Below are 13,290 nucleotides of genomic sequence, written 5' to 3' on the forward strand. Positions count from 1 at the left end.
AATATATGTCATACGTGCAAAAAATATCCTCCAAAAACTTGCTGATAAAGGATAATGTATTACTTTTGCAACACCCTTTGGGGGCAAAAAACGATAATAAATGAGAGCGACAATTCTGCAAACGAACACCGTATGGGGAAAACCATCTGATAACCAACAGAATGCGGAGGTATTACTCTGTCAGGCACCCAAGTCGGACATATACATACTGCCAGAAATGTGGAGCACCGGTTTTGCTACCAGTCCGGAAGGAATAGCCGAGGAAGAGGATTTCTGCTCATCCAACGGCTCGCTGGCATGGATGAAAAGCATGTCCAGGAAACATGATGCCGCAATATGCGGAAGTCTGTCGGTCAAGACCGACGGGGGGAAATTCGTGAACAGAAGCTATTTCGTCTATCCCGACGGACGGGTGGAACACTACGACAAGAAGCACCTGTTCTTTGCCGGCGGAGAGCATAAAAGCTACACGGCAGGCACGAGAAGAGTGGTGGCGGAATACAAGGGAGTGAGGTTTCTGCTGCTGATATGCTACGACCTACGCTTCCCCGTGTGGAGCCGAAACGACCTCGACTACGACGCCATAATATGTGTGGCAAACTGGCCCACACCGAGAGAAGAGGTGTGGAGCACGCTGCTCAAGGCAAGGGCTATAGAGAACCAATGCTTCGTGTTGGGAGCCAACAGAGTGGGAACCGACGACCAATGCACCTATACGGGAGCCAGCGCCATAGTGTCGCCATACGGCAAGGTGATGGCAGGCGGAGGAGCCGAGGAAGGATGGACAAGCGCGGAGCTGGACATTGAAAAGCTGGATAAATTCAGAAAGACATTCCCTGTGCTCGATGACAAAGACGAATTCTGCATCATAGAAAAAAGTCTTTGACAAGGAACTTAAACACAATAGGATGAAAAGCTAGTGATAAATTCTCTATCGAGTTAAAACAACAATAACAGAAAACATTAGTATATAATAAAGCATTTGTAATAATTTGACATGAAAGAAGCAGGAAAAAAAGCACTTACCCTAAAGACACTTAACAAAAGCAACGTCTGGGACCTTCAGGAAAACGACATCTTCAGATTGCTGGAGGCTGGAGAGAAAGACGCTGATCTGAGCGACAACATAAAGCATTATCTCGACATCATACGAAGCGCCTTCGAAATCGAAGAGGTGAAAATCGACAGACCGGAGGTGATAAGCAAATATGAAGCGAGAGGACTGAAAGTGGGATCCGTGAAACTCGACGAAAAGAACCGACTGAAGTTCGGAATAAAGAAGAAAACCATAATGCGTGTGACCGACCTCACATACGAAAACATACGCCACATCTCGGCAAGCAAACTCCTGGAAGTGATAGAAAGAAACTTCGGAGGAGGATGGGAGTCGCTATCGCAGAGCATCCAGGACATCATACAGAACGGATTCGACATCAGCACCACGACTTTGCCGAAGGACAGACTACACAAAAAGGGCGGAATGTATGAGAAAAAAGTGGAAGACGGATTCGAAGTGCTCGAAATACCCAAGGGGGCATGGACTGAAGCCATCTTCGCCAAATTGAAGCCTATAGAAGAGAAGGCGAAGCTCGACCTCGACGAGGACAATCTGAAAATCAGAGACGACGAGGATGACGAAGACGAGGATGACGACCTGAGAGACGACAAATACAACGACGAGGACGAGTTCGACGAATTTGATGACGACAAGCTGACAGAGGAAAGCTACCGTACGACAATAGAGGAAAACCCAGAAGACCTGTCGCTCGAAGCTGCCGACGTGGCTGACGACGACGATCTCTAAGCCTACACCCGCAGCCTGCGGCAAAAATGCAAGCCGCACAAGCTTAGGACAAGAAAATCCACATGAACCGAATATGAGAAATAAAATATATTTTCTCCTTATCATCATCCCCCTCCTTCTCACTGCATGCCAGGGCAACAAGCAACAGGCTGCGGATGGAAAGGAGGGGGACACCGTACATCTGAAATACTCGGAAAACATCTCTATAGTGAAATTCAACGACCATACGGAAGTGAAACTCAACGACCCATGGAACAAAGGAAAAACACTACACACATATATCCTCGTGGACAAAAGCAAGAAGGATGGCTACGACAAGGCACCCGACGGGGCAACGGTGGTTGGCATACCGCTCTCCCACTCGCTCATAGCAACATCCGTGCATGCTGAACTCGCCAAGAAACTAGGAAAAGAGAATATACTGGCAGGGGCTTTCGACGTGGACTACATGAACTCTACGTGGATCAAGCAAAGGCTGAAGGAGAACAAGACCACAAACTGTGGAAATTCCACACAACCCAACATAGAGAGAATAATAGCCCTCTCGCCCGACGCCATCTTCATATCGCCAATGCAGAATTCCGGAGGATACGGAAAGCTGGAGAACTTTGGGCTACCCATCGTGGAACTGGCTGACTATATGGAAACGACAGCTCTGGGAAGGGCAGAATGGGTGAAATTCTATGGTCTGCTGTGGGGAGCGGAGAAACAGGCAGACAGCCTGTTCAGCAATACGGAAAAGGAGTATATGAGACTGAAGGACCTCGCCAAGAAAGCAAAGTACAGTCCCAGCGTGATGATGGACAAGGTGGAAAACGGAGTGTGGTATCTGCCTGGCGGCAAAAGCACGATAAGCCAGACCATATACGATGCCAACGCCAAATACACATATGCTGCCGACAAGAGCTCCGGAAGCATACAGAAGTCGCTGGAAAGCGTGATAGACGACAATGCCGGCGCTGACGTGTGGCTTCTGAGATACTACAAAGCCGACAATTCGCATCTGACGCTCCGCGGACTTGCCTCCGAAAGCTCAAGCTACACGATCTTAAAGGCTTACAAGAGCGGCAGGGTGTACGGGTGCAATACGGCGGCAACGTCTTTCTTCGAAGACATTCCGTTTGAGCCTCATCTCCTGCTCAGAGACTTCATATTAGCCTTCCACCCGGAAATGGCAACAATAATTGGAGAACCGAAGTATTTCTTCAAGTTGGAAAGGTAATGAACCAATCCGAAAGCCGCCAAGGTTATCAGTCTCTCACGATTTAAATGTAGGACATGTGGGGGCCACCTTATAAACTTGACAACTCGTCAACCATAAAATCATGACAACCATCACCAGAGAAGGATTATTTGCAGTCTGCTCAACAGTATTGCTTGCAGCGCTCTTCATCCTTAACATCACCACAGGTTCCGTAGACATTCCTGCCGGAAACATCCTTAACATAATCTTCGGCAACGGAGACAAGGAAATATGGACTTACATCATAATGGAATCGAGATTGCCACAGGCTATAACGGCGACGCTTTGCGGAGCATCGCTCGCAGTCTGCGGCCTGATGCTGCAAACTGCTTTCAACAATCCATTAGCCGGTCCGTCAATATTCGGAATAAACAGCGGAGCAAGTCTCGGCGTGGCTATCGTAATGCTGCTACTCAACGGCAGCATCTCTACCGACTTGCTCACGGTTAGCGGTTTCGCAGCGGTAATAACGGGTGCCATGGCTGGCGCTTCGGCTGTCATAGCCTTACTGATGGCGTGCTCAAGGATAGTGACTAGCAACGTGGTGCTTTTGATAATCGGCATCATGATAGGCTACCTGTCGTCGGCGGCAATATCCATCTTCAACTTCTTCGCTTCCGAACAAGGAGTACAGTCTTATGTCATCTGGGGAATGGGAAACTTCAGCAGCGTGTCATTGCAGCACCTGCCCATCTTCTCATCCGCCACGATATTGTGCCTCGTCATGTCGCTGCTCATGATTAAACCTCTCAATGCCCTGCTGCTCGGAGAGAAGTATGCCGAGAACCTTGGCTTCAACACTCACCGCGTGCGTGCCATGTTGCTCCTTATCACGGGAATACAGACAGCCGTCACCACAGCATATTGCGGTCCGGTGGCTTTCATCGGTCTGGCCGTGCCTCATATCACCCGCCTCTTCATCCGCACCGACTCCACATCGAGCCTAATGCCCTGTTCCATCATTTCGGGTGCCATCGTGGCGCTTGCATGCAACCTTGTGTGCACACTCCCCCCCAACGGCAACATCATACCGCTGAACGCCGTCACGCCTCTCATCGGAGCACCGGTAATAATATATCTCGTTATAAAGAGAAAATAGTTCGGACATTGGGTAAGACAAACTAATATCGGAAATCCTTGCTTACACAACCATTGTAGGAAAAAGCTTTTAGAATGGTGCTTTTTGCATTAAAAAAACTATATGAAAACTCTGAAATCGAGTAGGAGGAAAACGAAGCAGTTTTCTTCCTACTTTCGTTTTCCGACCTCTCACACCACCGTACGTGCGGTTCCGCATACGGCGGTTCCTATTTTGGATACCATTCGAGATATGCCTCCATTAAAGTAGCATACCCTGCGGAGCGTAGTTTATTGTTATCTATCGCCCTTTTTAGAACAGGGCTGTCAGCTATTCGCCAATAGCCCTTGCGAGTATTACCCCATTCGTATGCTTGGTATTTATTAATGCCACATCTGATGAGGTTTGCCACTTTTGTCTTGACTTTCTTCCAAGCTTTCCATATACACATGCGTATTCGACGTCTTAACCATTCATCAGTATCAAGTAAGAGACGTTTCATATTAGCAAGATGATAATAGCCGACCCACCCTCTTATGTATTCTTTCAGCTTTTGCTTTCTCTTGGCGTATCCCCATCCGTTGCTGCGACTTGTCAGTTCTTTCAACCTTGATTTCATCTTGGCTTTGGACTTTGGGTGCATTGTGAGTTGGCATTTGCCCTTCATCACATAAAAGGAGTAGCCGAGGTATTTCACTCCGCGCACATACGACACTACGGTCTTTTCCTTGTTGACTTTGAGATATAGAGTATTCTCTATAAATCGGGTTATAGACTCCTTCACTCGCATTGCTGCCCTCTTGGACTTACAAAATATCATCGAGTCATCTGCATAGCGTACAAAGGGAAGCCCTCTGCGTTCAAGTTCTTTATCCAATTCATTGAGCATGATGTTGCTCAACAACGGACTTAGCGGTCCTCCTTGGGGAGTTCCTTCCTCACTCGCTTCAAACAAGCCTTTGTTCATTACACCACTTCGGAGATATTTGTGTATAAGACTGACAACTCTGCCGTCTTTTATCGTACGGCTGAGGATTTCTATGAGCTTGCTATGGCTCACGGTGTCGAAGAAGCGTTCAAGGTCAAGGTCTACTACATAGGTGTAGCCCTCGTTGATTATCCTTTGCGCTCCACGCAGTGCATCATGGCATCCCCTTCTCGGTCGGAAGCCGTAGCTTGTCTTGGAGAATTGGTTCTCATAGATAGGAGTCAGTACTTGGTTGATGGCTTGTTGCACCACACGGTCTACTACTGTAGGTATTCCCAACAGGCGCATCTTGCCGTTGTCTTTGGGTATTTCTACCCTTTTCACTGGGTTCGGACGGTAAGAGCCGTCCATCAAGGAACGGATGAGCACATCCTTGTTGGCCATGAGCCATGGGAGCAACTGCTCGCATGACATCTTGTCGATACCACCACAGCCTTTGTTTCTCATAACAGCCTTGTAGGCTCGGTTGAGATTGGAAGGACTGAGGATTTGCTCGAAAAGGTGCTCCCTGTCGAATGGTACTTCCACGATGTTGTCTTCACACATCCACATGAAGGTCTGCACTCCCCCATACCATTCGGTTTCCGACCTATCTCTTTGGGGGCAGCCATTAACTTGGGATAATGTTTTCTGCATTCTTTCCTTCATGAGGTATGTTTCAATTACTATCGTTTAATTGTTAGGTTCAGCCCTTCGTGCAACGTTATCGACTATTGCACTACTATGGCGTCTGCTGACTTCTCACGGTAAGCTTTACTCCGCTTCTTTCGTAAAAAAAAAAAAACTATTTGAAGCGTCCGTGAGACCTCCTCGGATAAGGGCATTGTCTTTCCATCTTATACCCACTTCATTTACACCGACCGTTCCGAATAGCTATGGGGCTTTGGTCTGTGTTGCAACCTTACCCACGGTCATATGCCTTGTATGAAGTTTCTGTACGTTAGGTCAGATGTTTGCCACCGGCTTCTTTCAGATTTCACCTCACGATGAACACCCTTGCCTTTGGCTATGTAATTCCCGCTATTAAGGCTTACTCGGGACTTGCACCCGTTAGACAATGCTCGTGCCGAGCATACAACAGAAAAGCGGCTGCCTTCACAGGTTGCCGCTTTAAATTTTCAATAGGTATTAGTCTTTTAAGGTAAAAAGATTGTTTTCAGGATAACGTTTGCAAAGTTATAACTATTTTTCAATATTCCAAAGTTTTTACCAACTTAATTTATGTCAATTTTTGTGTGTTCCCACACAGCCTATAAATTTTCCTTAAAAATTTACAATTTGTAAGACATAAATCGAAAAAATCGGTTCATCCATCGCTTCATCCTTACAATTGTCCTCAAATTACAAAACGAGTAATAAACTCCCCCACTCTTCTAAAAATCAGAATTTTGACAAGACTCAATGACCGGTTCCAGATAAAAAGCCAAAACGTCAAACGCGTTTCATAGACTATTGCCCAAGCGATGTAGACAATGGCAGCTTATGGAGTATGTTAAATATTGTATTTAGACAAGGAAAGCGAAAGATTTTGAGTAATTTTGTTTCTTCAAATTGGTAAAGAAACAGGTTTCAATTGTATTATCACTATTAATCATCTATATGACGACAGAAAACAAGCCATACTTTTCTTTTGAGGTATTGCCTCCACTAAGAGGCAAGGGTATCGACAGCATTTATCGCACAATAGACCGACTGATGCCGTTTGACCCAGCCTACATAAACATCACGACACACAGATACGACACCCTTTACAGCGAACTCGCCAACGGGACATACAAGAAACTCAGCGTGCTCAACAGACCCGGAACGGTGGCAATCGCAGCTGCGATAAAGGAGCGATACAAGGTGCGCACGGTGCCACACATCATCTGCAGCGGATTCACGGCAGCGGAGATAGAGAGCGAACTGATAGACCTCTCTTATCTGGGTATAACAGACCTGCTGCTGCTAAGAGGAGACAAAGCCAAAAGCGACAACAGATTCATTCCTACGCCTGAAGGACATGCACACGCCATTGACCTCTGCCAGCAGATAAACCGCTTCAACAACGGACAGTTGCTCGGAGGGGTACAGAACGAGATGCTCACTGAACCTTTCACATACGGTGTGGCCGGGTATCCGGAAAAACACGACGAGGCGATGAACATGGAAACCGACATCGAGAACCTGAAGGCAAAGGTGAACGCCGGGGCACAATATATAGTGACGCAGATGTTCTTCGACAACAGCAAATACTTCGCATTCGTGAAACGTCTGCGCAAAGAAGGAATCAACGTGCCCGTAATACCGGGACTGAAACCTCTGACAACGCTCAACCATCTGACGATGCTGCCTAAGACGTTCCACATCGACTTCCCCAAGCGGTTGTCTAACGAACTGATGAAATGCAAGAGCAACGATGACGTGAAGGCTGTGGGAGTGGAATGGGCAAAACACCAATGCAGGGAACTACGTGAGAATGGCGTACCCGGAATACACTTCTACACGATGAACGCTTCACAGAGCGTGGAGAAAATAATGAACGGACTATAACCCCGCATGAATATTACCAAGCCAAGGAACGCGGACTATAAATCATCAGGAGCCTACTAAAGGACGATGGTCCGCAAGGAACAAGGAGAACACTCTCCAAAAGGCAAAACAAGAAAAAGAAGAAATACCAAGAGCAGAAATGAAAGATAAGACAAAGTCTTTTTACGATACATTCAGACGCGACAACAACAGGATATGGATTCTCGACGGAGCGATGGGCACCATGATACAAAGGTACCATCTGGAAGAAGAAGACTTCCGCGGAGAGAAATTCATGGACTGGGATGTGAAACTGAAGGGCAACAACGATATCATCTCCATCACACGTCCCAACGTGCTGAGGGAGATACACAGGGCTTATCTCGAAGCCGGAGCCGACATCATAGAGACCAACACCTTCAACGCCCAGAGAATATCACAGTCCGACTACCACACCGGACATCTCGTGAAGGAGATTAACCGTGAGGCTGCAAGGATCGCCAGAGAGGAGGCAGACAGGATGACACGGCTCACTCCTGAGAAGCCAAGGTTCGTGGCTGCGTCAATCGGACCCACAAACCAGACGCTGTCCATGTCGCCCGACGTGGAGAACCCTGCCTACAGAGCTCTGACTTTCGACGAGCTATGCGACGCATATACAGAGCAGATGACGGTATTGAGCGACAACAGCGTTGACATCTGGCTGATAGAAACCATATTCGACACTCTCAACGCCAAAGCGGCTCTTGCTGCGGCAAGAAGAGTGAGGGTAGCTACGGGAAGGGAAATCCCCGTAATGCTCAGCGTCACCATAACCGACGCGAGCGGACGCACACTCTCGGGACAGACTCTCGACGCTTTCCTCGCATCGGTGCAACACGACGAGAACATTTTCAGCGTAGGTCTTAACTGCTCCTTCGGTGCTGAAGACATGCGTCCTTATCTGCAGGCGCTTTCTGAACGCTCACCTTATTATATAAGTGCCCACCCCAATGCCGGTATCCCCGACGAAGAGGGTATATATACCGAAACGCCACAGATGATGGCAGAGGCGATAAAGTCTTTTGCCGACGACATGAGCGTGAACATCGTTGGTGGATGCTGCGGCTCCACGCCTGAACACATCAGGGCCATCTCACACATTGTGGAGGCGAGAAAGGCACGCAGCCTGCCGGTTACAGGCAAGGTGGACTGGTTGGCTGGCATGGAGAGCTATTCGCCAGCCGAAGGGATGTTCATCAACGTAGGCGAGAGATGCAACGTGGCAGGCAGCAGGAAGTTCCTACGACTCATCAAGGAGAAACAATACGACGAGGCTCTCGCCATCGCACGCAAACAGGTGAGAGACGGAGCGACGATGCTTGACATAAACATGGACGACGGTCTGATAGACACAGAAGCGGAGATGACCCATTTCCTCAATCTCATGGCTTCCGACCCCGAGGTGGCACGTGTGCCGTGGATGATAGACTCCTCGCGTTTCAACGTGATAGAGGCTGCTCTGAAATGCGTGCAGGGCAAATGCATCGTCAACTCCATATCGCTGAAAGAGGGAGAGGAGTCATTTCTCTCTCATGCCAGAACTATAAGGGAGTATGGGGCTGCCATGGTGGTGATGGCATTCGACGAGGAGGGACAGGCCACTACTTACGCCCGCAAGGTGGAGGTGTGCCGAAGGGCATACAGACTACTTACCGAAGAAGCCGGTGTGAAACCCTACGACATAATATTCGACCCCAACATCCTGACCGTTGCAACCGGAATGAAGGAGCACGACAGATATGCCATAGACTTCATAAAAGCTGCCGGATGGATAAAGAAGAACCTGCCTGGCGCTCATGTCAGCGGAGGTGTGAGCAACCTGTCTTTTGCCTTCAGAGGCAACAATTACCTGCGCGAGGCTATGCATGCCGCCTTCCTCTATAATGCCATGAAAGAGGGCATGGACATGGGAATCGTCAACCCAGCCACAAAGGTGATGTATCAGGACATTCCCGCCGATCTGCTCAAAGCTATCGAGGACGTGATATTATACCGCAGAGAGGATGCTTCGGAAAGGCTTGCCGCCATGGCACAAAGATTGCTCGAAGAGAAAGAGAACCCTGCCACAGAAGAAGCGACAGCCATCGACCGTTCTGCCACTCCCCTGGAGGAAAGGCTCATCACGGCATTGCGCACAGGCGACGACGAATATCTGGAGGCTGACCTCATGGAGGCTCTGAAGAATTATCCCGAACCGGCAAAGATAATAGAGGGGCCGCTCATGAAAGGCATGCAGACGGTGGGCGACCTGTTCGGCCAGGGAAAGATGTTCCTGCCACAGGTGGTGAAGTCGGCTCGCACGATGAAACACGCCGTTGCCATCCTCAAGCCATACATAGAGGAGGGAAGGCAGAGCGGAAGCAAGAGCAACGGCAAATATCTCGTTGCCACGGTGAAGGGCGACGTTCACGACATAGGAAAGAACATCGTGGCGGTGGTGTTGGGATGCAACAACTTCGACGTAATCGACTTGGGGGTAATGACTCCTGCCGAGAAGATAATACAGACCGTCAAGGAGCAGAAAGTGGATTTCGTGGCTCTCAGCGGCCTCATCACCCCTTCGCTCGACGAGATGTGCAAGATTGCCGAAGCCATGGCTAAGGCGGGCATCGACATCCCGCTTTTCATCGGCGGAGCGACGACAAGCGAACTGCATACCGCGCTCAAGATAGCGCCTCTGTACAGCGGACCGGTGTTCCACATGAAGGACGCCGCCCAGAACCCTATAATCGCCCTTCAGCTACAGGGTCCCGAGAGGGACAGGATAATTGAGGAGAACAAGAAACTGCAGCAGGAACTGGTGAGACAACACGACGCCCAGAAGAAAGTGAACGGGATAATGAACCTCGCCGACGGGAAAGGAAACGCCACAGCGGCTTGCCCTTGCTGCCCGACGGCAAAGGACAAGGATCTCAACCGGTTTCAGATTGACTGGAACGACACTCCCCTGCCCCACCCCACATATATCGGATACCGCACCCTGCAGCACATCGACATACAGGAGGTGAGGAAATTCATCAACTGGACGTATTTCTATAATCTATGGAAGGTGAGAAAGGGACAGGCTGAAGCTGACGACATAAAGAAAGAAGCGGAACTGCTGCTCGACGAAATAGAGAAGAAACACTATATGCAGGCCCAGGTGGGATTCTATCCTGCCTATGCCACAGACCACAGCATAGTGCTGCCGGGAGCTGTGAAGGGCAAAGACCTCGAACTGCCGACGCCAAGGCAGAAACACCCGAACAGGATGGGCGAAGCCAGACTGTCGCTCTGCGACTTCGTGGCACCTCGGGGACACAACGACTTCATCGGCGTCTTCGCCATAACGGTCTCACCGTCTTATGCCGAAGAACTGGAAACGCTGAAAAGCGGCACTGACTCCTACCGCTCACTCATGATGCAGAGCATCGGCGACAGACTGGCAGAGGCTACAAGCGAATGGCTGCACAGAGAGGTGAGACGCCACCTGTGGGGCTATGCGCCAGACGAAGCCTTGAGCATGAAAGACCTGGCGAAGGCTGCCTATCAGGGCATCCGGCCTGCCGTGGGCTACCCGTCGCTCCCCGACCAGAAGCTGATATTCCCGCTGAGCGAGCTGCTCGACTTCAAGGCGCTGAACATCAAGCTCACGGAAAACGGAGCCATGTATCCGCAAAGTTCCACATGCGGCATATATCTGAGCAACAGGGAGGCAAAATATTTCGCAGTGAGCAAAACGGCTGATTAGGAATGCGGATTCCCCAATCTCAGTCTGCCGAATCTGGAGACAGAACTATATGTAAACAATAAAAACAATATAATACTAACCTTTAAAAAAAAACAAAAAACACAGTATGGCAACAGTAGACGACAAGAAGATTATCTTCTCCATGGTGGGGGTTTCCAAAACCATCCCGCAGAACAACAAGCAAATATTAAAAAACATTTACCTGTCGTTCTTCTATGGCGCCAAGATCGGCATCATAGGTCTCAACGGAGCAGGTAAATCCACTCTCATGAAAATCATAGCCGGTCTGGTGCAGCCTTCTCAGGGAGAAGTGGTGTGGAGCCCGGGCTACACTGTTGGCTATCTGCCTCAGGATCCGCCTCTCAATGAAGAGAAGACCGTGAAGGAGAACGTGATGGAAGGCGTGCAGAAAGCCTACGACGCCCTGAAGGAATACGAAGAGATAAACCTGAAATTCGGTGAGGAAGAATATTACAGCGACCCCGACAAGATGGACAAGCTGATGCAGAGACAGGCTGAGGTGCAGGACATCATCGATGCTACCGACGCATGGAACATGGACTCCAAACTCGACCGCGCGATGGCGGCTCTGCGCTGCCCGGCAGGCGACAGTTCGGTGAAGAACCTCTCTGGCGGTGAGCGACGCCGCGTGGCATTGTGCAGACTGCTGCTGCAGAAGCCCGACGTGTTGCTCCTCGACGAGCCTACCAACCACCTCGATGCTGAGAGCATAGACTGGCTGGAGCAGCATCTGCAGCAGTATGAGGGAACGGTGATTGCCGTCACCCACGACCGCTACTTCCTCGACGACGTGAGCGAATGGATTCTCGAACTAGACAGAGGCGAGGGCATTCCATGGCACGGCAACTACTCTTCATGGCTCGACCAAAAGACGAAACGCATGATGCAGGAAGAGAAGCAGGCTTCGAAGAGACGAAAAGCCCTGGAGAGGGAGCTGGAATGGGCACACATGGCACCCAAGGCACGCCAGGCAAAGGGAAAGGCGCGTCTGAACGCATACGAGCAGATGCTCAACCAGGAGCAGAAGGAGCGTGAGGAGAAACTCGAAATCTTCATCCCCAACGGTCCGCGCCTCGGCAACAAGGTGATAGAGGCACAACACGTGAAGAAGGCTTTCGGAGAGAAGGTGCTCTTCAACGACCTCAACTTCATGCTCCCCCCTAACGGCATCGTGGGCGTGATAGGCCCTAACGGAGCCGGCAAGACCACACTCTTCCGCATGATCATGGGACTGGAGAATGCCGACGGAGGAACTTTCGAGGTGGGCGAAACCGTGAAACTGGCGTATGTGGACCAGCAGCACAAGGATATCGACCCCAACAAATCTGTTTATGAAACCATCAGTCAGGGCAATGAAACGATACGCATGGGTGGCAGAGACATCAACGCACGCGCCTACATCTCGCGTTTCAACTTCTCTGGCACCGATCAGAACAAGCTCTGCGGACTGCTTTCGGGCGGTGAGCGCAACCGTCTGCAGCTGGCGATGGCACTCAAACAGGAGGGCAACGTGCTCTTGCTCGACGAGCCTACCAACGACATCGACGTAAACACGCTGCGCGCTCTTGAGGAGGGTCTCGAAGGCTTCGCCGGATGCGCCGTAGTGATCAGCCACGACCGCTGGTTCCTCGACAGAATCTGTACGCACATCCTCGCCTTCGAAGGCAACGGAGAGGTGTTCTATTTCGAGGGCAGCTACTCTGACTACGAAATAAACAAGGCGAGACGCCTCGGAAACGAAGAGATAAAGAAGGGAAGATACAGAAAACTCATGGACGACTAAGCAAAGCGTCTTTATTAAAGGAACTGAATAAAACGAAAAAGACTGAGTCCTCGTCTCATGAAGACAGGATTCAGTCTTTTCGGTTTATCA

At 49.8% G+C, this 13,290-nt stretch carries 8 protein-coding genes; 7 read left to right on the top strand and 1 reads right to left on the bottom strand.

Annotation, left to right across the window (positions count from 1 at the left end):
- The first annotated feature begins 100 nt into the window (after positions 1 to 100).
- The 4 genes from ACDC99_RS05390 (at position 101) to ACDC99_RS05405 (ending at position 4,146) form a co-directional block, all read left to right on the top strand.
- Complete coding sequence (locus tag ACDC99_RS05390; RefSeq protein ID WP_370756095.1) at positions 101 to 886, top strand: nitrilase-related carbon-nitrogen hydrolase; 786 nt, start codon at positions 101 to 103, stop codon at positions 884 to 886.
- 111 nt (positions 887 to 997) lie between these two features.
- Positions 998 to 1,804: a hypothetical protein gene (locus ACDC99_RS05395; protein WP_044064932.1), complete on the top strand. Its 807-nt coding sequence runs from the start codon at positions 998 to 1,000 to the stop codon at positions 1,802 to 1,804.
- Between the two features lie 73 nt (positions 1,805 to 1,877).
- On the top strand, positions 1,878 to 3,026 hold the full coding sequence (locus ACDC99_RS05400) for an ABC transporter substrate-binding protein (RefSeq protein WP_370756097.1): 1,149 nt from the start codon (positions 1,878 to 1,880) through the stop codon (positions 3,024 to 3,026).
- 112 nt (positions 3,027 to 3,138) lie between these two features.
- Positions 3,139 to 4,146 carry an iron chelate uptake ABC transporter family permease subunit gene (locus ACDC99_RS05405; protein ID WP_370756913.1) on the top strand — a complete coding sequence of 336 codons (1,008 nt, stop codon included), beginning with the start codon at positions 3,139 to 3,141 and terminating at the stop codon, positions 4,144 to 4,146.
- 208 nt (positions 4,147 to 4,354) lie between these two features.
- On the opposite strand, the gene ltrA is transcribed toward ACDC99_RS05405, so the two are convergent.
- Positions 4,355 to 5,761 carry a group II intron reverse transcriptase/maturase gene (ltrA, locus tag ACDC99_RS05410; RefSeq protein ID WP_370756099.1) on the bottom strand — a complete coding sequence of 469 codons (1,407 nt, stop codon included), beginning with the start codon at positions 5,759 to 5,761 and terminating at the stop codon, positions 4,355 to 4,357.
- 951 nt (positions 5,762 to 6,712) lie between these two features.
- On the opposite strand from ltrA, the gene metF reads away from it, so the two are divergent.
- The 3 genes from metF (at position 6,713) to ettA (ending at position 13,200) form a co-directional block, all read left to right on the top strand.
- A complete protein-coding gene (metF, locus tag ACDC99_RS05415) occupies positions 6,713 to 7,645 on the top strand; it encodes a methylenetetrahydrofolate reductase [NAD(P)H] (RefSeq protein ID WP_022317008.1) in 933 nt (310 codons plus the stop codon).
- 139 nt (positions 7,646 to 7,784) lie between these two features.
- Complete coding sequence (metH, locus tag ACDC99_RS05420) at positions 7,785 to 11,396, top strand: methionine synthase (protein ID WP_370756101.1); 3,612 nt, start codon at positions 7,785 to 7,787, stop codon at positions 11,394 to 11,396.
- A gap of 106 nt (positions 11,397 to 11,502) precedes the next feature.
- Positions 11,503 to 13,200 carry an energy-dependent translational throttle protein EttA gene (ettA, locus tag ACDC99_RS05425; protein ID WP_022317006.1) on the top strand — a complete coding sequence of 566 codons (1,698 nt, stop codon included), beginning with the start codon at positions 11,503 to 11,505 and terminating at the stop codon, positions 13,198 to 13,200.
- Positions 13,201 to 13,290: the final 90 nt, after the last annotated feature.

Source organism: Prevotella pectinovora (genome assembly GCF_041323955.1).
GTDB lineage: Bacteria > Bacteroidota > Bacteroidia > Bacteroidales > Bacteroidaceae > Prevotella > Prevotella pectinovora.